The following is a 21,802-nucleotide window of genomic DNA, read 5'->3' on the forward strand; positions in this document are numbered from 1 at the left end:
AAGTTGTATGACAAGTTATCTTTTCGCCGTCGCAAACCATAAGCCGACGGAATGCATTGCCGGTGTGAAACATCGGATTTAACGGTACGGATACCGACTGAAAGACGCTTACTGATGGCAAAGTTCGGGCCGTTCCGGAAACACCTTCCGGCTACGCCCCTCCCGTTACACAGCTGCTCCCGGAAACGGTTGAGAGGTTGCCGTGCTCTGGCACGGAAATAACATAACGATGAGGTTTTAGATGCGTAAAATTAAAGGGTTACGTTGGTATATGATCGCACTGGTGACGCTGGGCACCGTGCTGGGCTACCTGACGCGTAACACCATAGCGGCGGCGGCGCCTACGCTAATGGAAGAGCTGCACATTTCAACCCAGCAATATTCCTACATCATTGCGGCCTACTCCGCGGCTTATACCATTATGCAGCCGGTTGCTGGCTATGTTCTGGATATTTTAGGCACCAAAATCGGCTATGCCTTCTTCGCCGTCACCTGGGCCATTTTCTGTGGCGCAACGGCGCTGGCAGGCAGCTGGGGCGGGCTCGCGCTGGCGCGTGGTGCAGTAGGTGCCGCCGAAGCGGCGATGATCCCGGCAGGGCTGAAAGCCAGCTCCGAATGGTTCCCGGCGAAAGAGCGTTCCATTGCTGTCGGATACTTCAACGTGGGGTCGTCGATTGGCGCGATGATTGCACCGCCGCTGGTGGTGTGGGCTATCGTGATGCACAGCTGGCAGCTGGCGTTCATTATCTCAGGCGTGCTGAGCTTCGCATGGGCAATGGCGTGGCTGATTTTCTACAAGCATCCGCGCGACCAGAAAAAACTCTCCGAAGAAGAACGCGAATACATTATTGGCGGTCAGGAAGCGCAGCATCAGGTCAACAACGGCAAGAAACTGTCCGTCTGGCAGATCCTGGGCACCCGTCAGTTCTGGGGTATTGCCCTGCCGCGCTTCCTCGCTGAGCCTGCCTGGGGGACGTTCAACGCGTGGATCCCGCTGTTCATGTTTAAGGTCTACGGCTTTAACCTGAAAGAGATCGCGATGTTCGCCTGGATGCCGATGCTGTTCGCCGATCTGGGCTGTATCGTGGGTGGCTATCTTCCTCCGCTGTTCCAGCGCTGGTTTGGTGTGAACCTGATTGTCTCCCGTAAAATGGTCGTGACCATGGGCGCGCTGCTGATGATTGGACCGGGGATGATTGGCCTGTTCACCAGCCCTTACGTGGCTATCGCGCTGCTGTGCGTTGGCGGTTTTGCTCACCAGTCACTTTCCGGCGCGCTGATTACGCTCTCGTCTGACGTCTTCGGCCGTAATGAAGTCGCCACCGCTAACGGCCTGACCGGGATGGCGGCATGGACTGCAAGTACGCTGTTTGCGCTGGTAGTGGGTGCCCTGGCAGACACCATCGGCTTTAGCCCGCTGTTCGCCGTGCTGGCCGTCTTCGACCTGATGGGTGCGGTAGTGATCTGGACGGTACTGAAAAACAAATCCGCCGAGGAGCTGCAGAAAGAGACGCTCGGGAAACCGGCCACGCAGAGTTAGCATCGCCGTGCCGGGTGGCGGCTTCGCCTTACCCGGCATTTAAAGGCCGCTCCGTAGCGGCTTTTTTCATGTCAAAATCTGGAGAGTGGCACGCAGAAGTGGTATAACAAATCATCTGCCGTACCCTGCCTGGAGCGCATATGGACATCACCGAACCACGTCGTTTATATCAACAACTTGCTGCGGAGCTGAAAGATCGCATCGAGCAAGGCGTCTATCTTGTCGGTGATAAACTTCCCGCCGAGCGTTTCATTGCCGATGAAAAAAGCGTGAGCCGTACCGTCGTGCGTGAAGCCATTATCATGCTGGAAGTGGAAGGCTATGTTGAGGTCCGCAAAGGCTCCGGTATTCATGTGATTTCCAATCAGCCTAAACACTCTCCGGTAACGGATGAAAGTCTGGAATTCGCCAGCTATGGTCCGTTTGAGCTGCTCCAGGCTCGCCAGTTAATCGAAAGCAATATTGCCGAATTTGCCGCGACGCAGGTGACCAAGCAGGACATCATGAAGTTAATGGAAATCCAGGAGAACGCCCGCAAAGAAAAATGTTTCCGGGATTCTGAGTGGGACCTGCAGTTTCACGTCCAGGTTGCGCTGGCAACCCAGAATACGGCGCTGGCGGCAATCGTTGAGAAAATGTGGACTCAGCGCGTTCACAACCCTTACTGGAAAAAACTGCACGATCATATCGATTCCCGCACCGTCGACAACTGGTGTGACGATCATGATCAAATCCTTAAAGCGCTGATTCGTAAAGATCCTCACGCGGCAAAACTGGCGATGTGGCAACATCTGGAAAACACCAAGCAGATGCTGTTCAATGAAACCAGCGACGACTTCGAATTTAATGCAGACCGCTATCTTTTTGCTGATAATCCAGTGGTTCATCTTGATACGGCACCCAGTGCCGCAAAATAGATGACCTTTCTGCTGGCAGGCGCTTCGCTGCGCCTTCCGGCTTAAGTGGGTAAGCAAAACATATATAGTGTCAGCCTTTGTAAATCCCCTCGCTCACTTCCAGGGCTTACGCCAAAATCACCTCACCCTGCAAATTCTGTGACGCAGAACGTTGGGCTTTGTTACAATTGGATTCACTTCGTTATTTTGTAAGTTAGTGCTTGCTAACCAGCCAATTAACAGGGAACAGTGTTGGCCACACCGCAATGTGTCCGCGAGCGACCATAATGAAATCACAACAATGTCGCCGTACTGTTTGTCCCGGCTAACAGGCGTGACGTTAACCGATTTCCAGGAACACTGAATGGAACTTTTGACTCAACTACTGCAAGCCCTCTGGGCGCAGGATTTTGAAACGCTGGCCAACCCTTCCATGATTGGCATGCTCTATTTTGTCTTATTTATGATCCTGTTCCTGGAGAATGGTTTGCTGCCTGCGGCCTTCTTACCGGGTGACAGTTTGCTGGTGCTTGTCGGTGTGCTGTGTGCCAAAGGGGCAATGGCATTCCCGCAAACCGTTTTATTACTGACCATCGCGGCCAGCCTCGGCTGCTGGGTAAGTTATATCCAGGGAAGGTGGCTGGGCAATACCCGGATCGTACAGAACTGGCTTTCTCATCTGCCGGCGCATTACCACCAGCGGGCGCATCACCTTTTCCATAAGCACGGGCTTTCCGCACTGCTGATGGGCCGCTTTATTGCCTTTGTGCGCACCCTGCTGCCCACCATTGCCGGGCTGTCCGGGTTGAGCAGCACGCGCTTCCAGTTCTTTAACTGGATGAGCGGCCTGCTGTGGGTGCTGATCCTGACGACGCTGGGCTATGCGCTGGGTAAAACGCCGGTCTTCATGAAATATGAAGATCAGCTGATGTCTTGTCTGATGCTGCTTCCAGTGGTTCTGCTGGTCTTCGGCCTGATTGGCTCGCTGGTCGTTCTGTGGAAGAAAAAGTACGGAGCGCGAGGTTAACGATGGTTATCTCTCCCCTCGCCCTGCGCCGTTCTGCCTGTGCATTCATTGTACTGATGTTCCTCTGCGCCCTTCTGCTGGCCTGGAGCGCGCTTTCACATGAGGAATCTACGCTGGCCATTCGTCCGGTTAATCAGGGCGCCAGCGTGCCCGACGGTTTCTCTGTCTGGCATCATCTGGACGCGAACGGGATCCGCTTTAAAAGCATTACGCCGAAAGACGATGTGCTACTGATCAAGTTTGACTCCCGCACGCAGAGCGCCGCGGCGAAAGCGGTTCTTGACCGTACGCTGCCGCGTGGGTATATCATTGCCCAGCAGGAAGATGACAACCAGCCAGCGGCGTGGCTGTCATTGATTCGCGATACGTCGCATCGGTTTGGATAATTACCAGGATTCCGAATCTTTTCACTCACTTTGGTGAATCCCCCGTTTACTTACTATGCTTAAGTACGCGGAGCACCCCTCGAATGTACTCCGCATCATTCTGGAAAGCGGCTTACGCCGCAACACAATGGAAGGTTTCGATAATGAAATTCCGCATGACTCTGGCTCTGGCCCTTTTTTCTTTAAGCACAGCGACCTTCGCCAACTCTCTCTGTCAGGAGAAAGAACAGGATATTCAGCGTGAGATCGGTTATGCCGAAAAGCATAACAATCAGCACCGTGTTGATGGTCTTAAAAAAGCGCTGAGCGAAGTGAAAGCAAACTGTACAGACAGCAAGCTACGTGCCGATCATCAGAAAAAAATCGCTGAACAGAAGGACGAGATAGCCGAGCGCCGTCAAGACCTGCAGGAAGCGAAAGAGAAAGGGGATGCGGAAAAAATTGCTAAGCGCGAGAAGAAGTTGAAAGAAGCGCAGGACGACCTGAAAGCGCTGGAAGCTCGCGATTATTGAGTTAACGGAAATCTCAACAGGAGAGAATCATGTCAAAAGATACGACGTCTGAACATCTGCGCGCTGAACTGAAATCCCTGGCCGATACCCTTGAAGAGGTGTTGAACTCTTCCGCCGACAAGTCGAAAGAAGAAGTGAGCAAGCTGCGTAGCAAAGCGGAGCAGGCGCTGAAAGAGAGCCGCTACCGCCTGGGTGAAACCGGTGATGCACTGGCAAAACAGACCCGTGAAGCGGCGGCTCGCGCGGACGAATATGTGCGCGATAATCCATGGACGGGGGTAGGTATTGGTGCCGCCGTCGGTGTGGTACTGGGTGTTCTTCTGACGCGTCGTTGATATGGAAGATCCTCGTCACGCACAAGGGCCTGCTAACAACGTCCTCGGCATCGGCCAGCGTATTTTAACCACGCTGGTCGGGATTGCCGAAACGCGCGTCCGGCTTGCAGTGGTCGAGCTGGAAGAGGAGAAAGCAAATCTCTTCCAGATGCTGCTGATGCTCGGCCTGACCATGCTCTTCGCCGCATTTGGTCTGATGAGCCTGATGGTGTTAATCATCTGGGCCATTGATCCGCAGTATCGACTCAACGCGATGATTGCCACCACCGTCGTTTTGCTGGTCGCCGCGTTGATTGGCGGCATCTGGACGCTGCGCAAAGCACGCAAGTCCACTTTCCTGCGCCATACGCGTCAGGAGCTGGCTAACGATCGCGCCCTGCTGGAGGATGACAAGCCGTGAGCGATAAAGCCGAACGTCAGAAGCGCAAAGCCTACCTGTTAAGTCAGATCCAGCAGCAACGGCTGGATCTTTCTGCCAGCCGTCGCGACTGGATTGACGCGACGCGGCGGTTTGACCGTGGCTGGAATACCTTTCTGAGCCTGCGTTCATGGGCGCTGGTCGGCAGTAGCGTAATGGCTATCTGGACGGTTCGTCATCCAAATATGCTCATCCGCTGGGCACGCCGCGGTTTTGGTGCCTGGAGCGCCTGGCGTTTGGTGAAAGCGACGTTGCGTCAGCAGCAGTTGAGGTAGCCTTCTCGCCGGGTGGCGGCTTCGAGGTAAAAGCAAAACGGTAACTCAGGTTACCGTTTTTTGTTTTTGCGCCCTCTCCCCGTGGGAGAGGGTTGGGGTGAGGGCACCAGCGCGCACCTGTTTTTACTCAATATCTTTGAAGAAGATTGACAGTTTTCCTTGCTAACAATTGTCACCCGCCCCGTTTATTATCCTCTCCATCGACAGCAAAGCCGCGGTATCTACCCGGAATTGCACACAAATAAAGTTCAGCCGCTGATGTGGTTTCCTGGAGAGTAAAATGAAAAAATTAGAAGATGTTGGTGTACTGGTAGCGCGTATTCTGATGCCAATCCTGTTTATCGTAGCGGGTTGGGGAAAAATCACCGGTTATGCGGGTACCCAGCAGTACATGGAAGCCATGGGCGTGCCGGGGTTCCTGCTGCCTCTGACCATTCTGCTTGAGTTCGGCGGCGGCCTGGCGGTTCTGTTCGGTTTCCTGACCCGTACCACCGCGCTGTTTACCGCGGGCTTTACCGTGCTGACAGCGTTCATCTTCCACAGCAACTTTGCGGAAGGCGTGAACTCTCTGATGTTCATGAAAAACCTGACCATCGCGGGTGGCTTCCTGCTGCTGGCAGTCACTGGCCCGGGCGCATACAGCATCGACCGCCTTCTGAATAAGAAGTGGTAAGCACGCTATACTGAATAAACACAAAGCGAGGAGACATCTCCTCGCTTTTGCTATCTGACGGAGGAGAAAAAATGGGACAACTCGTAGACGGCGTCTGGCAGGATGTCTGGTATGACACAAAATCCACCGGAGGACGCTTTAAGCGCTCTGTTTCGGCCTTCCGTAACTGGCTGACCGCCGATGGCGCACCTGGCCCGAGCGGTGAAGGCGGCTTCGCGGCCGAGAAAGATCGTTATCATCTTTATGTTTCTCTGGCCTGCCCGTGGGCACACCGCACGCTGATTGTGCGCAAACTTAAAGGCCTTGAATCCCTCATTCCGGTTTCGGTGGTCAACCCGCTGATGCTGGAAAACGGCTGGACGTTTGACAGTGATTTCCCCGCCGCGACCGGCGACGATCTTTACCACCACGATTTCCTCTACCAGCTTTATTTGCGCGCCGATCCGCACTACACCGGACGCGTTACTGTCCCGGTACTGTGGGACAAGAAAAACCAGACGATTGTCAGCAACGAATCTGCGGAAATCATCCGCATGTTCAATACCGCGTTTGATGCACACGGCGCCCGCGCCGGGGACTACTACCCGGTTGAGCTGCGCGATAAAATTGACGAGCTGAACAGCTGGATCTACGACAACGTCAACAACGGTGTCTATAAAGCCGGGTTTGCGACCAGTCAGGAAGCCTATGACGACGCGGTCGGGAAAGTGTTTGAATCGCTGGAGCGTCTGGAGCAGATCCTCGGCCAGCATCGCTATCTGACAGGCGACCGCCTGACGGAAGCCGATATTCGTCTGTGGACCACGCTGGTGCGCTTTGATCCGGTCTATGTCACTCACTTTAAGTGCGACAAGCATCGTATCAGTGACTATCTGAACCTGTATGGTTTCCTGCGCGACATCTACCAGATGCCGGGCATTGCCGAAACGGTCGACTTCGACCATATCCGCACCCACTATTTCCGCAGCCACAAGACCATTAATCCGACGGGCATTATCTCCATCGGCCCGTGGCAGGATCTGGATGAGCCGCACGGTCGCGACGTGCGTTTTGGATAAATATCAAGGGCATCACCAGATGCCCTTTTTTAATTCACAATCTCCATCTATCCTTATCTCGATCGCTTAAAAAACAAGTGATTGACCGATTATTGAGGCAAGGAAAAATGGACTGGTATTTAAACGTACTGCGCAACTATATTGGATTTGGTGGCCGCGCCCGCCGCAAAGAGTACTGGATGTTCATTCTGGTGAACTTCATCTTCGCGCTGGTGCTAAGCATCGTGGATAAAATTCTGGGCTGGGAGTGGGCGAGCGGGGAAGGCGTTCTCACCTCAATTTACGGCTTATTTATTCTGTTGCCTTCCTGGGCCGTGCAGTTTCGACGCCTCCACGATACCGATCGTTCGGCGTGGTGGCTGTTGCTGCTGCTGATCCCGATCGTGGGATGGATTGTGATTTTGATCTTCAACTGCCAGTCTGGTACGCCGGGCGAAAACCGCTTTGGTCCGGATCCTAAGATCGCTGCGTAAATTATTGCCCGGTGGCGCTTACGCTTACCGGGCCTGCACGCTTATTTGTTGTGATGCGCAAAGAGTTTGGGTATTTCGCGCAGGCACCACGATTTGGCTTCGCCCATGCTGTCGCGGCGCCAGGCCATAATAATGTCCACTTCGCTGGTGTACTCCGGGCTCACAACGCGCAGACGCCCTTCCGCAATATCTTTTTCCACAAACGGATACGGCATGGTTGCCACGCCAAGCCCGGCCAGCAGCGCCTGTCGTTTGTCTTCCAGTGAAGTGACCGTCAGACGAGGCTGTTTATCCAGCAACTGCACCGTCAGCACCGGACGTTCACGCGCGGTATCAGCGACCGCCACGCCGCGATACTTCACGCGCGTCACCTCAGAGAGCGGCTCTGGCTCCTGGTGAATCGGGTGATTGGGTGCGGCAACGTAAACGTTCATCACGCTGTAGAGCTTGCGCGAGTTGATTTCCGACGACGAGCGGAAGTGCATATCCGGCGCAATAACGATATCCGCCCTGCCCGTCTCCAGGCGCTCCCACGCGCCTGCCAGCACTTCGGTAATGATCGACAGCTGCGTGTTCGCTTTATCAGCCAGACGGTCAACCAGCGGGAACAGCGCTTCAGTAGGCACCAGCGCTTCGGTCACTAACGTCAGATGGGTTTCCCAACCGCGCGCCAGCGCTTCGGCATCGGTCGTTAACTTATCCGCCGCTTCCAGCAACACGCGACCGCGCTCCAGCAGCATTCGGCCCACGTTGGTGAATTTTGTTCGATGACCGGAGCGGTCAAACAGCACCACGTCCAGCTCCTCTTCCAGCTTCTGCATGGTGTAACTCAGCGCCGACGGAACGCGCCCCAGTTCATCAGCGGCTGCCGCAAAACTGCCGCGCCGGTCAATCGCGTCCATGACGCGAAGCGCCTCAAGCGTCAATGCTCTCTCTTTAGCCATCTCGTTCTCATTCAGGAAATTTGAACATACCGGGCAGAATATCTGGCTAACAATGCAGCGTCCATACCTTTACCATTGTTTTAGTGTAAAGAGAGGTCAAGTTTATGATTACGACAAGAACAGCTAAACAGTGCGGACAAGCCGATTTCGGCTGGCTGCAGGCCCGCTACACCTTTTCTTTTGGACACTACTTTGACCCTAAACTCCTCGGTTACGCTTCATTACGCGTGTTGAACCAGGAAGTGCTCGCCCCTGGCGCGTCCTTCCAGCCGCGTACGTACCCGAAAGTCGATATCCTGAACCTGATCCTGGAAGGCGAGGCAGAATACCGCGATAGCGAGGGCAATCATGTCCAGGCAAAGGCTGGCGAAGCGTTGTTAATTTCCACGCAGCCGGGCATCAGTTACAGCGAGCATAACCTCAGCAAAGATAAAACGCTGACCCGTATGCAGTTGTGGCTGGACGCCTGCCCTGAGCGGGAAAACCCGCTGGTACAAAAGGTAGATTTAACGGGCGATAAGCAGCAGCTGATTGCGTCGCCTGATGGCAGCAAAGGCAGCCTGCAGCTACGTCAGCAGGTATGGCTGCATCATATCGAACTGAAGAAAGGTGAACAGGCGAGCTTCCAGCTTCATGGACCGCGTGCGTATTTACAGTCCATCCACGGTACGGTGCATGCCGTAACGCATACGGAAGAGAAAGAGGCGCTCACCTGTGGTGACGGGGCGTTTATTCGTGATGAAGCGAATATTACCCTGGAGGCCGATACGGCATTGCGGGCGCTACTGATTGATTTACCGGTGTAATTAACCTTACCCCTCTCCCAAACGGGAGAGGGGTTTTCTTTACACCTTACTCGCCATAATCTCGATAATCTGCCGATCCGTTGCCTGCATCGAGCGGCACGCCAGTGCGCACAGGTTGGAAATAGACTGTTCCACATCGTGCGCCACAATCCCCTCATTGCCCGTTACGGCAGAATCGTCCAGCGCCATCATGACTGCTTTCCAGGCACTGTTGACGCTGGTGGAGACTTTCATCGCGCAGCTATTGGAGGCGCCATCACAGATCATCCCACTGACATCCCCGATCATACTGCCGATTGCCATCGCAACCGTCTTGTAGCTTCCGTCCATCAGCCACGCCATACCTGCCGCTGCGCCCATTGCCGCCGTCGTTGCTGCACACAATGCGGACAAGCGCGGAAGCTGGTAGTGGATATAAATGGCCGACAGATGTGAAAGCATCAGCGCCCGCGCCAGCCGCTCGTCGTCAGCCTGAACGTGTTCAGCCACAACAACAACCGGCATAGTCGCGGTGATCCCCTGGTTTCCTGACCCGGAATTACTCATCGCTGGCAGTGTCGCACCGCCCATGCGGGCATCCGAGGCCGCGCTGGTGCGGATAACAATATCTGAACCCAGATCCTGTGCCATCCATCCGCGGGTGCGCTGTTTATCGAGCGTCGCACCAATGTGCAACCCCCATTGCCCGCTGAGCCCTTCACGTGAGAGCGCATCGTTCAAACGCCCGGCATCAAGGATAAACCGGATCGCATCGAACGGGACCTGCTCGACAAACTCCAGGATCTGCGAAAGCGTCGTGGTTGACAGCACCGCCAGGGGGTCACTCCCTGCCTCTGCCTGTTGATCGTCCAGCCTGAAGCGCGTTTCGCCCTGACACACCACCTCCACCACACGGGTATGCCCGCCCGCGATAATCACCATCGCCGAGGCATCACCGGCGTATACACAGGCTCGTGAGTAGAGAATCTCTTCGCACGGTACCTGAAGTTTCACCTGCACCTGACCGGCATTCAGCAGCGCTTTAGCCCGTACCAGCGCATCCGCGCTGGCATCTTTCAGTACCTCCAGCCCCGCCTGCGCATTACCACCGATGGCGCCCAGCGCCGCCGCAATCGGCAACCCGACCATTCCGGTACCCGGCACCGTTACGCCCAGCCCGTTCTTCATCAGGTTCGGCGATACCCAAGCCTCAATCTGTGTTACGTCGCCTGACAGATGCTCTGCGGCAATTGCACAAGCCAGCGCCAGAGAAACGGGTTCGGTGCACCCCAGTGCAGGTTTAACTTCTTCCTGCACCACGCGAATAAATTGATTCCATAAAGGATGAGTTTGCTCAGACATCGTTACGACCTTAATTACCCTCAGGAGAATGCGAGGAAAGGAGAAACACAAAGCAGCAGCCCGGTGATAACAATAATCACCAGCGACACGCCTTTATATTTATGCAGTGCTGGCACTTTATAGACCAGCCATGCAGGGATCAGGCAGCCCACCATGCCGAAGATAGGGCTACAAATGGAGGTGAAGCTCAATACCGGCGCGTTTAAGACAATCGCGCTCCAGGCCAGCAGAATGGCGAATAACATGATGCCGCGCTGGACGGTGCTTTCATTGATTTTCTCTGTTGGCATTTTGCGGCGCAGGACGTTCATGACGATCCCCTGCGTGGCCTCACGAAAGCCCAGATAGACGCCGAAGAACGCCGTCATCACGGCAAAGATATTGAGAATTACGCTGACGATTTTGACCCAGCCCGCACCGTCGCCGCTGATAAATTGCGCCGCGATCGCCAGGGCAGAGATATTCTGCTCGTAGGCTTTGACCGCTTCGTCGTGTCCCATCGCCAGGGTGAAAGAGACAGCGTAAAAGAAGACCGTCACAAACAGTACGCCAAAAGCGATATTCATTGCCCGCAATGCTTTGTGTCGCGCCACTTCAACGGACTTTTCCCGTGAGCGGTACGAGATAACCATCGGGCTTAAAGTCTGAATAAACAGAATGGAGGTTAAGGTAAAGGGCAACGTAATAATGGCGTTTTTAATCAGCAGACCCACCGGTGGCAGCATGCCCACATTGGCTAAATGCCAGAGGCCAATCATCGACAGCCCCAGCGCGGCAACCACGAATAGTTTGGTCAGCACCATCAGGCTGGAGACCTTAAACAGCAGCTTTTCACCGCGTGAAGAAATGGCGACCAGAATGCAGATCAGGAATAAACCGTAGAACGGATTGTCAGACAGCAACCCGTCGGTCACACCGAAAGTATGCAAATACGATGCGCTGTCGTTGGTGATGGCAGTTGAATAAACAAACATCCAGATCACCAGCATCACGAAATAGAGCGCACCTAATAGGATGCCCCAGTTTTTACCTAAGTAACCGCTAATTACGCTTGGGTAGTCTTTGCATTCCGGAGACTCCGCCAGCGTATTAATAAACAAACGCTGGAACAGATACATGGCCGGATAACCAATAATCGACGAGAGCAAAAAGACCCACAATCCCATTAATCCAACCTGCACAGGGAGAAAAACAATCCCCGCGCCGATGGCCATCCCGATACTCATGATGACCCACCCCGTGTCGGTGCTGTCGAATTTAATCGCTTCTCGCCACTCGCTTTCACTCATTCCCGCCCGCCTTGCCGCAGGGGAATCATTCACAATCACACTGCTGTTTGTTGCCGTATCCATTGGGTACTCGCTTATTTTGTAGGGTAAACAGTTGTTTTTATTAGATTCCGATCGCCAGCGATTGCGAGTCAGAGGGCAGCAGGTGCTTGTTATTGGTGTGGGAAGATCATATCCGGAGCGAGGGAGAAAAAAGTCACAAGTTTTATGGGGATTTTCAAAGACTGGAGGAAAAATTTCTTTTTTTAATTCTTTAAATGCATAACTTTTCTGAAAGTGACGACGATCAAGAAATAAAAACCCGCGCCGTGCGCGGGTAGGAAATCACTCAGCCAGCGCGTTAGCCATATCGGTTTTGACCTGCTTACGCTGCTCCGGCGTCAGCACCTGGCTGACGTCAAAGTAATATTTCACTCGGTAGTAGCGCGCCTGCTGCTCAATCTTACTGAAGGCAGAGAGCTGGCTTTTCACCGTGCTTTCGTCCCATTTACCCGCCTGGAACATGTCGATCAGCGCGCCGTCCTTCACGCCCGTCATTGGGATCTTGCTGACGTTTTGCTCCAGTTGCTGATGCAACTCTTTAATCTTATTAATCTGCTCATTGCTGAGCTTCAGGTGCTGTACCAGCGGATCCTGCGATGGAGACGGGGCTGCCTCAACGTTCGCGGCCTGCGCGGTAAAACTGCACACCGCCAACGACGCTGCAATCAAAGCAATACGGGTCATTTTCATCATCTTACTGTCCTTACATTTTGTTATTGGGAAAAGCAGGAACATTGTTTTTCAAGAGCGGATGAATATGTGTGAGTAAATATATAAACAATTTTGTATGTTTAGCGGGCAAAAAAGTGCCCCCTGCGTTGAGGGGGCATGTGAACACACTTTTAGATAGATTGAGTAAACGTCCTCGATATCACATCCTGCTGCTGCTCGCGCGTCAGGGCATTAAAGCGCACGGCATAGCCTGAAACACGAATGGTCAGATTCGGGTAATTTTCCGGATGCGCAATGGCGTCCAGCAGCATTTCCCGGTTCATTACGTTGACGTTCAGGTGCTGCCCGCCTTCAATGGCCGCTTCATGGTGGAAGTACCCGTCCAGCAGCCCCACCAGGTTGGTTTTGCGCACCAGCTCATCTTTGCCCAGCGCCTGCGGCACGATAGAGAAGGTGTAGGAGATCCCGTCCTTCGCATAGGTGAACGGCAGCTTGGCCACCGACGTCAGCGAGGCCACCGCCCCTTTTCTGTCACGGCCGTGCATCGGGTTCGCGCCAGGGGCAAACGGCGTGCCACCGCGGCGACCGTCCGGCGTATTCCCGGTCTTCTGACCGTAAACCACGTTGGAGGTAATGGTCAGAATAGACTGGGTCGGCACCGCATTGCGATAGGTCGGCAGCGCCTGAATTTTCTTCATAAAGCGCTCAACCAGGTCGCAGGCGATGCTGTCCACGCGGTCGTCGTTGTTGCCGTACTGCGGATAGTCACCTTCGATGACGAAATCAACCGCCAGACCGGTGTGGTCGCGCACCGGTTTCACCGTGGCGTATTTAATCGCGGAGAGAGAGTCCGCCGCGACCGACAGCCCGGCGATGCCGCAGGCCATGGTGCGATAGACGTCACGGTCATGCAACGCCATCAGTGAGGCTTCGTAGCTGTACTTATCGTGCATATAGTGAATGAGATTCAGCGCGCTGATGTACTGCACCGCCAGCCAGTCCATAAAGTGATCGAGGCTGGCCATCACGGTGTCGTAATCCAGCACCTCATCCAGCAATGGCGCGGTTTTCGGGCCGACCTGAATCTTCAGCTTCTCATCCACTCCGCCGTTGATGGCGTACAGCAGCGTTTTCGCAAGGTTGGCGCGGGCGCCAAAGAACTGCATCTGCTTGCCGATCACCATCGGGCTGACGCAGCAGGCAATGGCGTAGTCGTCGCTGTTGAAGTCGACTCGCATCAGATCGTCGTTCTCGTACTGCAGTGAGGAGGTGACAATCGACACCTGCGCGGCGTATTTCTTAAACGCAATCGGCAGCTGTTCAGACCAGAGGATCGTCAGATTGGGCTCCGGCGCAGGCCCCATGGTGTGCAGGGTGTGCAAATAGCGGAAGCTGTTTTTGGTCACCAGCGTGCGGCCGTCCAGCCCCATTCCGCCAATCACTTCCGTCGCCCAGATCGGATCGCCCGAGAAGAGCGTGTCGAACTCCGGCGTGCGCAGGAAGCGGACCATGCGGATCTTCATGATGAAGTGGTCGATCAGCTCCTGCGCCTGCACCTCATTTAGCCGTCCGGCCTGCATGTCGCGCTCAATGTAGATATCAAGGAACGACGCCGTGCGCCCCAGCGACATCGCGCCGCCGTTCTGGGATTTCACCGCCGCCAGGTAGGCAAAGTAGACCCACTGCACCGCTTCCTGCGCGTTCATCGCCGGACGCGAGATATCAAAGCCGTAGTTCGCCGCCATCTGCTGGATCTGGAGCAAAGCACGCTTGTGCTCCGCCAGCTCTTCACGCAGGCGGATCGTCGCTTCGAGATCGTCACCGCGTTCCAGCTTCGGCTGGAGATCCGCAAACTGCAGCTCACGCTCGCGCACCAGATAGGTGATGCCGTACAGCGCCACGCGTCGGTAGTCACCGATGATGCGCCCGCGTCCGTAACCGTCCGGCAGACCGGTCAGCACGCCGGATTTACGGCAGCGCATCATCTCCGGCGAGTAGACGTCAAACACACCCTGGTTATGGGTTTTACGCAGGTCGGTAAACAGGTATTCAAACTGCGGATCCATCTCGCGGCCATAGGCTTCAAACGAGCTGCGGATCATGTTGATCCCGCCATACGGATGCAGGGCACGCTTGAGCGGTTTATCGGTTTGCAGCCCGACGATCGTCTCCAGATCCTGATCGATATAACCCGGCCCGTGAGCGGTAATGGTGGTGGCAATGTTAGTATCAAAATCTACCGGGGCGTGGGTGGCATTCTCCTGACGAATGCCGACCATCACCTTCTGCCACAGCGCCGTCGTTGCTGGCGTCGCCTGCGCGAGGAAAGCTTCGTCGCCTTCATAAGGGGTGTAGTTATGCTGAATAAAATCGCGCACGTTGACGGCGTTTTTCCATTCTTCACCGCGAAAGCCAGCCCATGCGTCGCTGTAGGGCGCGACGCCTGTATCGATTGTTACGTTCATGTGTTTCTCGCTATATCAGGCGTAAGCCGCAGCCGGAGTGACCTTCCCAAGACGGAGGGCGTCCAGCGCGATCATTTTTTCTTCATTGGTAGGGACAACCGCGCAGACTACGCGGGAGGAATCGGTGCTGATGACGCGCTCGCCCGCGCTGCCCGGCAGGGCATTTTTAGCCTCGTCGAGGAGGATGCCGAAGACCTTCAGATGCTCCGCCACCAGCGCGCGGATCAGTTTCGAGTTTTCGCCAATACCACCGGTAAAGATCACGCCATCCAGACGATGCAGCGATGCCGCGTGACCGGCGATATGCCGCGCAATCCGGTGGACAAAGGTGTGGATCGCCAGCTGCGCCCGTTGATTGCCTTCGTGCCAGGCTTTCTCCAGCGCGCGTAAATCGGAGGAGATGCCGGATATCCCCAACAACCCTGACTCTTTGTTAACCACGCGCTCCAGATCATCAAATGACTGGCCGGTTTGCTGGGCAATCCACGCCATCGCGCCAAAATCCACGTCGCCACAGCGCGTGCCCATCACCAGCCCTTCCAGCGGCGTCATGCCCATGGAGGTATCGACGCTCTCACCGTTGCGCACCGCGCAGATGGAGGCCCCGTTACCAAGATGAGCAATCACCAGCCCGCTGTCGTCGGGGGACAGCCCGAGAAGCGTATGCGCCTGTCCGGCCACGTAACGATGGGAAGTGCCGTGAAAACCGTAACGCCGTACGCCCAGCGCTTCAAAATAGCGGTACGGCAAGCCGTACAGATACGCCTGAGGCGGCAGCGTCTGATGGAAGCTGGTATCGAATACCGCCACCTGCTGCACGCCCGGGAACAACCGCTCTGCGGCTTCCACGCCGCTTAAGTTGGCGTAGTTATGCAGCGGTGCCAGCGGGGAAACCTGACGGATCTGCTCAATCACCTCTTTCGTAATCAGGGTCGACTCGCTGAAGAGGTCGCCGCCGTGCGCAATACGGTGGCCAATTAAGGCCACGCTGCTCATCAGGTTGCGCTTCTCCAGCTCCAGGGCGATGGCTGCCAGCGCCCCTTCGTAGTCCTGGTGAGCCAGTTTGACTGGCTCACCCCCGTTCACGGAAATAAAGGCCTTTTCGGTGTTGATACCGTCCGCAATGCCCGTCATCAGGGCCTCACAGCTGCTGGCGTCGAGCACCGAAAACTTAACAGAGGACGAACCGCAGTTAATAACCAGTACTACCGGAAACTCAATCATCATATGACTCCGCTCTTCCTGAGCTATGGGTTAGAACAGTTTGTAAACAATATTCAGAATGGTCAGCAGGCCCACAACCGTGACGAAGATGTTCTCGGGTTTGCCCTTATATTTCGCCATGGCTGGCGCTTTGCGGATGGCGTACATCGGCAGCAGGCACAGCAGAGAGGCGATGATCGGTGCGCCCATGGCTTCGATAAGGTCGAGAATGTTCGGGTTGGCATAGGCCACAACCCAGGTGGAGCCCATGATGAAGACCATGCTGATGGTGTTCAGCTTGCCAACGGAAACCTTCTTCTTATCCCCCTTATAACCGAACTTGAGGATCAGGCCGTTCAGCCCTTCCAGGGTGCCCAGATAGTGCCCAAAGAAGGATTTAAAGATAGCGACCAGCGCGATGATGGACGCACCGTATTCCAGCACCGTGGCAAACGTCGATTTGGTTCCCGACATGGAGGCAAAGTGGTTCGCCAGATAAGAGAGCACCGGAATGTTCTGCGCTTTGGCATCCGCCATGTTCTGCGGAGAGAGCGTAAACAGGCAGCTAAAGGCGAAGAACATCACTACGGCGACCATCAGCATGCTGGCGCGACCGATGATTTTGGAACATTTCTGCTCGGTAAACGCTTTACCGAACTCGGGCTCGTACTCTTCACGCTTGGAGACCACAAATGAGGAGACGATGGGCGAGAAGTTGAAGGAGAAGACCATGATGGAGATCCCCAGCCACACCGTGACCAGAATGCCGTCATGACCGGTAAAGGAAATATCGCTCAGGTTGACCTGGTCGATCACCGCCGAGTTCCAGTATGGGATCAGCGACAGGGAAATCAGCACCAGGCTGGCGATGAACGGGAACACCAGGAAGCTCATCACCTTCACCATCAGATCTTTACCAAACCAGATCACAAAGGCCATCAGCAGCAGCAGGAACAGCGCCACTACACCACGGTTCAGCGCAGGCAGCTGGAGCTGGTTTTCCCAGAACGTCATAAAGGTGTTGGTAATGGTCACGCCGTAAATCCACAGCAGTGGGCAAATGGCAAAGAAGTAGAGGAAGGTGATGACCACCCCACCGGTCTTGCCGAAGTGCTCTTCCACCGTTTCGGTAATGTTGCCGGAGACATTACTGCCGGACAGGCACAGACGCGCCAGCGCGCGGTGACAGTAAAATGCAATCGGGAACGCGAGGACCAGCATCAGCAGGATGGGGATCAACCCGCCAAAGCCTGCGCGAATAGGGAAGAACAGCACGCCTGCGCCAATGGCGGTTCCGAACAGGCCCAGCGTCCAGGTGGTATCAGACTTACGCCAGGAGGACGTTTTTGTCTGGCCAACGATAATGCTTTCTGTGTTGCTCATAGGTCACCTTTATGCGTCAACGAAGCCGGTAATTTGGGAAACACGGGAGAGATCGATATTGCCGCCGGAAATAATGCAGACGGTTTTTCGGCTCTGAATATAGTGGTCAAGTTTGCCGCTTAATAATGCCGCGCAGGCCAGCGCGCCAGCACCTTCCGTCACCACTTTATTTCGCTGAATAAGCGCAATCATGCTGTTGCGAATATCGTCTTCGCTCACCAGCACAATGTCATCAACCAGTTCGCGGACGATTTCGAAGGTTAATTTACCCGGACGAGATACGTCGCAACCGTCAGCTAATGTACCGGTGACGCGATGGTTGGTGATTTCTCCGGCCTGGTATGATGCCGCCATCCCATGAACATTTTCAGACTGTACGCCAATAATATTAATGGTCGGGTTAATGGATTTAATGGCCGTTGCAATCCCGGCAATTAATCCGCCACCGCCGATGGGAACAATCACGTTATCCACATCATACAAATCTTCGAGAATTTCCAGGCCAATGGTGCCCTGTCCGGCGATCACTTTCGGATCGTCATACGGCGGGATAAAAATGCGCCCTTCCATCTCGACGATTTCACTCACTTTCGCGATGGTGTCATTGAAGTTCTCGCCGTGAAGCACCACTTCAGCCGAGTAGTCACGCGTCGCGGCTACTTTAGACTTTGGCGCGCCCATCGGCATCACCACTTTGCCGTCAATGCCGAGCATTGCACACGAGAGCGACACACCCTGCGCGTGGTTTCCCGCCGAGCAGGCGACGACGCCCTTACGCTTTTCAGCATCGGTCAGCGAGCTTAATTTATTAAACGCACCGCGAATTTTAAACGAGCCGGTACGCTGCATATTTTCAAACTTCAGGAATATTTCACCCTTACAGCGCTCGCTGAGATAATTCGAACGCGGCATGCCGGTTTTATAGATTTTACCCGCCAGGCGTTTTCTGGCGTCCTGAATATCTTCAATCGTTACCGGAAGGTCGTAGGTAATGTGCATAATATCCTCGTTATAATAATTCATTCTTTTCAGGCAAAGTCATGGTATCAGAGCATAAAATTATCTCTGGGTGTTTTTTATAAAATGTTTATTGCTTCTAAGGAGATCAATATTTCATCGTCGTCTTTCACCGGTGAGTGAGGCATATTGTTTTGCCAGTTCAACCAATACTGACGCGGATTTTTTAATTCTGTAATTTTTCGACCACACGGCGGCATAACGCGCCACGGGTAATTCATCCTCTACCGGCAGAACAATAAATTGATCCGAGCCGAACGGAGCAATCATGTCGCGTGGAATCACCGTCAGATAATCGGCATTCAGGACAAGGTTATAAATGGTGACCACGGAATCGGTCTGGACGATGTTTTCAATACTGATGTGGTTGTCTTGCAGAGTGGTCAGAAGTTCTTTGTAGTAGCCCATATCGGTTTGCGGCATCACCCACTGCTCATGCGTGAGCGATGCCAGTGTCGTCGGGCCGGTGCACGTTCGTGATTTACTGGCGACCAGCACAAATTCTGACTCAAACAAGGGCTCGACGTGCAGATCCTGCAGCAGCATCTCATCACTCAGCGTGCCGATGGCGAAATCCAGCCGACCATCGCGAATGGCTGGCAGGAAAGAGGAGAGCTGGGCTTCATACATAGATACACGCGCTTTCGGGAACACTTCCTTGAATTTTTTGATCATTTCGGACAGGAAGGTGAAACCAATCAGTGATGGGTAGCCAAAGGAAACGTCCATCACGGTGCTGAAACTCAGGCTGTTGATCTCGCTCACCATGTTTTTCATTTCGCGGGTGATCGACTCTGAGTAGGAGAGCAGCACCTGGCCTGCGGCAGTCAGTTTTACGCCCGTGTTTTTACGCACCATGACTTCCACGCCGAAGTAGGATTCGATATCGCTGATGATTTTGCTGACGGCGGGTTGCGTCAGGCCCAGTTGTCTTGCAGCAGAACCTATGGAGCCACTTTTAATGACTTCCTGAAATACCACGAGGTGCTGTGTTTTCGGTAGAATAATAGTGTTCATAATATTCTGCGCTTATTTCCCTATGACGCAGCGGATTCTACCCAATATTGTTTCAGGGGGTATGTGCTGTTACTCACAATTTGCCTTCCCGCGTTATTCACCGGAACAATAAAAAACATAAAAAACCTTTACAATCAATTAAGTAAGCTTGTCAGATCACACCATTACGCTGATATCGATCAACAAAACTAACACTAATAAATTTATTTTATGGCGATAACCTGGATAAATTTTTCTGCGTTAATAAAATCAATAAAGACGATCTTTCAGGCAATTAAAGACCAATAAATAACCGTTATTCAGTTGAAACATTCTTTCAATTTATCAATTTTTACAGATGCTTTTAGGCTGGCTTTCGATAAAAAGAGGAATACGTCACACATTCGCAGGATGAATGTTTTTAAATGCAATATGTAGATATCAAACATGAAAACATATTGAATCATTAAGGCAACAATCACAACAAATTAACAACACCGTGGATTCCCCCCTTTTCAGCGCGAAATTTTGTGATAACGATCGCCAGTAGATTGCTTGAGGCCATTGAAGAGATGAAAACAGTGAAATGTGCTTAATGTCGCAAATATGAGAATTGATGTCGTTTGTGGGGTTGTCGGGTGGCGCAGCACTTAACCGACCTACAACCTCCTGAAAGCAAAAACCCCGCCGAAGCGGGGTTTTTTAAGAAGTTGAAGCTGACCGATAAGCCGGGTTCTGTCGTGGACAGTCATTCATCTAGGCCAGCAATCGCTCACTGGCTCAAGCAGCCTACCCGGGTTCAGTACGGGCCGTACCATGTGAACCCCTATTTGGCCTTGCTCCGGGTGGAGTTTACCGTGCCACGGACTGTTACCAGCCGCGCGGTGCGCTCTTACCGCACCCTTTCACCCTTACCTGATCCCGCTTGCGCGGGCCATCGGCGGTTTGCTCTCTGTTGCACTGGTCGTGGGTTTCCCCCCCAGGCGTTACCTGGCACCCTGCCCTATGGAGCCCGGACTTTCCTCCCCTCCGCCCGTCTCCCCCGAAAGGGACGACGACGAAGCGGCGACTGTCTGGTCAGCTTCGGCGCGCAGTATAGAGGGTTTGCGCGCCGCTGTCACCTTCAGGTGCAGGCAAGACGTAATTAACGCGCAACTTCTACCTTTGCCAGTTTTTCGTAGTAGCATGCAATCGCGCTGTGATCGGCCGTGCCCAGACCATCTGCACGCAACGCCTGCATCATCTCCATCACCGCCGCGGTCAGCGGCAGCTGTGCGCCTACGCCGTGGGACGTATCGAGCGCGTTCGCCAGATCTTTTATGTGCAGGTCGATACGGAATCCCGGTTTGAAGTTACGGTCCATCACCATCGGCGCTTTGGCATCCAGCACGGTACTTCCCGCCAGACCACCGCGAATCGCCTGATAGACCAGGTCCGGGTTAACGCCCGCTTTGGTTGCCAGCGTCAGCGCTTCAGACATCGCGGCGATGTTCAGCGCCACAATGACCTGGTTCGCCAGCTTGGTCACGTTGCCCGCGCCAATTTCACCCGTATGCACCACGGAGCCTGCCATCGCTTTCATCAGGTCATAGTATTTATCGAAAATAGCTTTATCCCCGCCGACCATCACCGACAGCGTGCCGTCGATCGCTTTCGGCTCACCGCCGCTGACCGGCGCGTCCAGCATATCCACGCCCTTCGCTTTTAGCACCTCGCTGATTTCACGACTTGCAAGCGGTGCGATAGAGCTCATATCAATCAGCACCAGGCCGGGCTTCGCGCCCTCAATGATGCCGTTCTCCCCCAGCGCGACCTCTTTAACATGTGGGGAGTTTGGCAGCATGGTAATGATGACATCGCACTGCTCAGCAATCGCTTTGGCGGTGGAGGCGGTTTCTGCGCCAGCCGCCATCACCTCGGCCACAGATTGCGGATTATGATCGGAGACCACCAGTGAGTAACCCGCTTTGATGAGGTTCTTACTCATTGGTTTACCCATGATCCCCAGGCCAATAAAACCCACTTTCAGCGTCATAACTGTTTCCTCAATG

At 54.2% G+C, this 21,802-nt stretch carries 22 protein-coding genes and 1 other RNA gene; 12 read left to right on the forward strand and 11 right to left on the reverse strand.

The genetic code is table 11. The features are described from left to right. The first annotated feature begins 241 nt into the window (after positions 1-241). From ACOTXR_RS05825 to ACOTXR_RS05875, 11 genes are all read left to right on the forward strand, one after another. The gene (locus ACOTXR_RS05825) at positions 242-1,540 is read left to right on the forward strand and encodes an MFS transporter (RefSeq protein ID WP_023331362.1); all 1,299 of its coding nucleotides are present in this window, start codon (positions 242-244) and stop codon (positions 1,538-1,540) included. Positions 1,541-1,680: 140 nt separating this feature from the next. Beyond that, positions 1,681-2,457, forward strand: coding sequence for a transcriptional regulator ExuR (gene exuR, locus ACOTXR_RS05830; protein WP_014885325.1), 777 nt, complete (start codon positions 1,681-1,683; stop codon positions 2,455-2,457). Between the two features lie 343 nt (positions 2,458-2,800). After that, positions 2,801-3,463, forward strand: coding sequence for a DedA family general envelope maintenance protein YqjA (yqjA, locus tag ACOTXR_RS05835; protein ID WP_014885326.1), 663 nt, complete (start codon positions 2,801-2,803; stop codon positions 3,461-3,463). A 2-nt stretch (positions 3,464-3,465) separates the two neighbouring features. After that, entirely contained in the window at positions 3,466-3,849 is a 384-nt protein-coding gene (mzrA, locus tag ACOTXR_RS05840; RefSeq protein WP_014885327.1) for an EnvZ/OmpR regulon moderator MzrA, read from the forward strand. Positions 3,850-3,992: 143 nt separating this feature from the next. Next, positions 3,993-4,361: a DUF1090 domain-containing protein gene (locus ACOTXR_RS05845; protein WP_014885328.1), complete on the forward strand. Its 369-nt coding sequence runs from the start codon at positions 3,993-3,995 to the stop codon at positions 4,359-4,361. A 29-nt stretch (positions 4,362-4,390) separates the two neighbouring features. Then, positions 4,391-4,696 carry a DUF883 family protein gene (locus ACOTXR_RS05850; protein ID WP_008503141.1) on the forward strand — a complete coding sequence of 102 codons (306 nt, stop codon included), beginning with the start codon at positions 4,391-4,393 and terminating at the stop codon, positions 4,694-4,696. Position 4,697: 1 nt separating this feature from the next. Then, a complete protein-coding gene (locus ACOTXR_RS05855) occupies positions 4,698-5,096 on the forward strand; it encodes a phage holin family protein (protein WP_014885329.1) in 399 nt (132 codons plus the stop codon). Beyond that, positions 5,093-5,389, forward strand: coding sequence for a YqjK-like family protein (locus ACOTXR_RS05860; protein WP_014885330.1), 297 nt, complete (start codon positions 5,093-5,095; stop codon positions 5,387-5,389). Before ACOTXR_RS05855 ends, ACOTXR_RS05860 begins: the two co-directional genes overlap by 4 nt. Positions 5,390-5,669: 280 nt before the next feature. Next, positions 5,670-6,062, forward strand: a complete 393-nt coding sequence (locus ACOTXR_RS05865; protein ID WP_014885331.1) for a DoxX family protein — start codon at positions 5,670-5,672, stop codon at positions 6,060-6,062. A gap of 71 nt (positions 6,063-6,133) precedes the next feature. Further along, entirely contained in the window at positions 6,134-7,120 is a 987-nt protein-coding gene (locus ACOTXR_RS05870; RefSeq protein ID WP_014885332.1) for a glutathione S-transferase family protein, read from the forward strand. Between the two features lie 107 nt (positions 7,121-7,227). Beyond that, positions 7,228-7,593, forward strand: coding sequence for a DUF805 domain-containing protein (locus tag ACOTXR_RS05875; protein ID WP_014885333.1), 366 nt, complete (start codon positions 7,228-7,230; stop codon positions 7,591-7,593). A gap of 41 nt (positions 7,594-7,634) precedes the next feature. Here ACOTXR_RS05875 and ACOTXR_RS05880 read toward each other — a convergent pair whose 3' ends face one another. Further along, positions 7,635-8,537, reverse strand: a complete 903-nt coding sequence (locus ACOTXR_RS05880; protein WP_014885334.1) for a LysR family transcriptional regulator — start codon at positions 8,535-8,537, stop codon at positions 7,635-7,637. A gap of 104 nt (positions 8,538-8,641) precedes the next feature. Between ACOTXR_RS05880 and ACOTXR_RS05885 the strand changes: the two genes are divergently transcribed. Next, positions 8,642-9,343 (forward strand): pirin family protein, encoded by a 702-nt coding sequence (locus ACOTXR_RS05885; RefSeq protein ID WP_014885335.1) that lies wholly within the window; start codon positions 8,642-8,644, stop codon positions 9,341-9,343. A gap of 39 nt (positions 9,344-9,382) precedes the next feature. Here ACOTXR_RS05885 and ACOTXR_RS05890 read toward each other — a convergent pair whose 3' ends face one another. From ACOTXR_RS05890 to garR, 10 genes are all read right to left on the reverse strand, one after another. Then, positions 9,383-10,684, reverse strand: a complete 1,302-nt coding sequence (locus tag ACOTXR_RS05890) for a serine dehydratase subunit alpha family protein (protein ID WP_058690907.1) — start codon at positions 10,682-10,684, stop codon at positions 9,383-9,385. A gap of 20 nt (positions 10,685-10,704) precedes the next feature. Further along, the gene (locus tag ACOTXR_RS05895) at positions 10,705-12,036 is read right to left on the reverse strand and encodes an amino acid permease (protein ID WP_014885337.1); all 1,332 of its coding nucleotides are present in this window, start codon (positions 12,034-12,036) and stop codon (positions 10,705-10,707) included. A gap of 261 nt (positions 12,037-12,297) precedes the next feature. Continuing rightward, a complete protein-coding gene (locus ACOTXR_RS05900; protein WP_023338812.1) occupies positions 12,298-12,708 on the reverse strand; it encodes a Spy/CpxP family protein refolding chaperone in 411 nt (136 codons plus the stop codon). A 149-nt stretch (positions 12,709-12,857) separates the two neighbouring features. Continuing rightward, on the reverse strand, positions 12,858-15,152 hold the full coding sequence (gene pflB, locus ACOTXR_RS05905) for a formate C-acetyltransferase (protein ID WP_023338813.1): 2,295 nt from the start codon (positions 15,150-15,152) through the stop codon (positions 12,858-12,860). 15 nt (positions 15,153-15,167) lie between these two features. Next, on the reverse strand, positions 15,168-16,376 hold the full coding sequence (gene tdcD / locus ACOTXR_RS05910; RefSeq protein ID WP_058690922.1) for a propionate kinase: 1,209 nt from the start codon (positions 16,374-16,376) through the stop codon (positions 15,168-15,170). 30 nt (positions 16,377-16,406) lie between these two features. Next, positions 16,407-17,738 carry a threonine/serine transporter TdcC gene (tdcC, locus tag ACOTXR_RS05915; RefSeq protein ID WP_014885343.1) on the reverse strand — a complete coding sequence of 444 codons (1,332 nt, stop codon included), beginning with the start codon at positions 17,736-17,738 and terminating at the stop codon, positions 16,407-16,409. 9 nt (positions 17,739-17,747) lie between these two features. Then, positions 17,748-18,737: a bifunctional threonine ammonia-lyase/L-serine ammonia-lyase TdcB gene (tdcB, locus tag ACOTXR_RS05920; RefSeq protein WP_014885344.1), complete on the reverse strand. Its 990-nt coding sequence runs from the start codon at positions 18,735-18,737 to the stop codon at positions 17,748-17,750. 114 nt (positions 18,738-18,851) lie between these two features. Continuing rightward, positions 18,852-19,772, reverse strand: a complete 921-nt coding sequence (tdcA, locus tag ACOTXR_RS05925; protein ID WP_014885345.1) for a transcriptional regulator TdcA — start codon at positions 19,770-19,772, stop codon at positions 18,852-18,854. A 687-nt stretch (positions 19,773-20,459) separates the two neighbouring features. Continuing rightward, positions 20,460-20,836: RNase P RNA component class A (gene rnpB, locus ACOTXR_RS05930), an RNA gene on the reverse strand. Between the two features lie 59 nt (positions 20,837-20,895). Beyond that, positions 20,896-21,786 (reverse strand): 2-hydroxy-3-oxopropionate reductase, encoded by an 891-nt coding sequence (gene garR / locus ACOTXR_RS05935; protein ID WP_045134788.1) that lies wholly within the window; start codon positions 21,784-21,786, stop codon positions 20,896-20,898. Positions 21,787-21,802 lie beyond the last annotated feature (16 nt).

This window comes from Enterobacter cloacae complex sp. IR53030, from assembly GCF_049238365.1.
GTDB lineage: Bacteria > Pseudomonadota > Gammaproteobacteria > Enterobacterales > Enterobacteriaceae > Enterobacter > Enterobacter kobei.

What these genes read in the sequence shown, in the direction of transcription:
- ACOTXR_RS05825 (WP_023331362.1), top strand. Translation starts at nt 242, where the DNA reads ATGCGTAAAATTAAAGGGTTACGTTGGTATATGATCGCACTGGTGACG.
- exuR (WP_014885325.1), top strand. Translation starts at nt 1,681, where the DNA reads ATGGACATCACCGAACCACGTCGTTTATATCAACAACTTGCTGCGGAG.
- yqjA (WP_014885326.1), top strand. Translation starts at nt 2,801, where the DNA reads ATGGAACTTTTGACTCAACTACTGCAAGCCCTCTGGGCGCAGGATTTT.
- mzrA (WP_014885327.1), top strand. Translation starts at nt 3,466, where the DNA reads ATGGTTATCTCTCCCCTCGCCCTGCGCCGTTCTGCCTGTGCATTCATT.
- ACOTXR_RS05845 (WP_014885328.1), top strand. Translation starts at nt 3,993, where the DNA reads ATGAAATTCCGCATGACTCTGGCTCTGGCCCTTTTTTCTTTAAGCACA.
- ACOTXR_RS05850 (WP_008503141.1), top strand. Translation starts at nt 4,391, where the DNA reads ATGTCAAAAGATACGACGTCTGAACATCTGCGCGCTGAACTGAAATCC.
- ACOTXR_RS05855 (WP_014885329.1), top strand. Translation starts at nt 4,698, where the DNA reads ATGGAAGATCCTCGTCACGCACAAGGGCCTGCTAACAACGTCCTCGGC.
- ACOTXR_RS05865 (WP_014885331.1), top strand. Translation starts at nt 5,670, where the DNA reads ATGAAAAAATTAGAAGATGTTGGTGTACTGGTAGCGCGTATTCTGATG.
- ACOTXR_RS05870 (WP_014885332.1), top strand. Translation starts at nt 6,134, where the DNA reads ATGGGACAACTCGTAGACGGCGTCTGGCAGGATGTCTGGTATGACACA.
- ACOTXR_RS05875 (WP_014885333.1), top strand. Translation starts at nt 7,228, where the DNA reads ATGGACTGGTATTTAAACGTACTGCGCAACTATATTGGATTTGGTGGC.
- ACOTXR_RS05880 (WP_014885334.1), bottom strand. Translation starts at nt 8,537, where the DNA reads ATGGCTAAAGAGAGAGCATTGACGCTTGAGGCGCTTCGCGTCATGGAC.
- ACOTXR_RS05885 (WP_014885335.1), top strand. Translation starts at nt 8,642, where the DNA reads ATGATTACGACAAGAACAGCTAAACAGTGCGGACAAGCCGATTTCGGC.
- ACOTXR_RS05890 (WP_058690907.1), bottom strand. Translation starts at nt 10,684, where the DNA reads ATGTCTGAGCAAACTCATCCTTTATGGAATCAATTTATTCGCGTGGTG.
- ACOTXR_RS05895 (WP_014885337.1), bottom strand. Translation starts at nt 12,036, where the DNA reads ATGGATACGGCAACAAACAGCAGTGTGATTGTGAATGATTCCCCTGCG.
- ACOTXR_RS05900 (WP_023338812.1), bottom strand. Translation starts at nt 12,708, where the DNA reads ATGATGAAAATGACCCGTATTGCTTTGATTGCAGCGTCGTTGGCGGTG.
- pflB (WP_023338813.1), bottom strand. Translation starts at nt 15,152, where the DNA reads ATGAACGTAACAATCGATACAGGCGTCGCGCCCTACAGCGACGCATGG.
- tdcD (WP_058690922.1), bottom strand. Translation starts at nt 16,376, where the DNA reads ATGATTGAGTTTCCGGTAGTACTGGTTATTAACTGCGGTTCGTCCTCT.
- tdcC (WP_014885343.1), bottom strand. Translation starts at nt 17,738, where the DNA reads ATGAGCAACACAGAAAGCATTATCGTTGGCCAGACAAAAACGTCCTCC.
- tdcB (WP_014885344.1), bottom strand. Translation starts at nt 18,737, where the DNA reads ATGCACATTACCTACGACCTTCCGGTAACGATTGAAGATATTCAGGAC.
- tdcA (WP_014885345.1), bottom strand. Translation starts at nt 19,772, where the DNA reads ATGAACACTATTATTCTACCGAAAACACAGCACCTCGTGGTATTTCAG.
- garR (WP_045134788.1), bottom strand. Translation starts at nt 21,786, where the DNA reads ATGACGCTGAAAGTGGGTTTTATTGGCCTGGGGATCATGGGTAAACCA.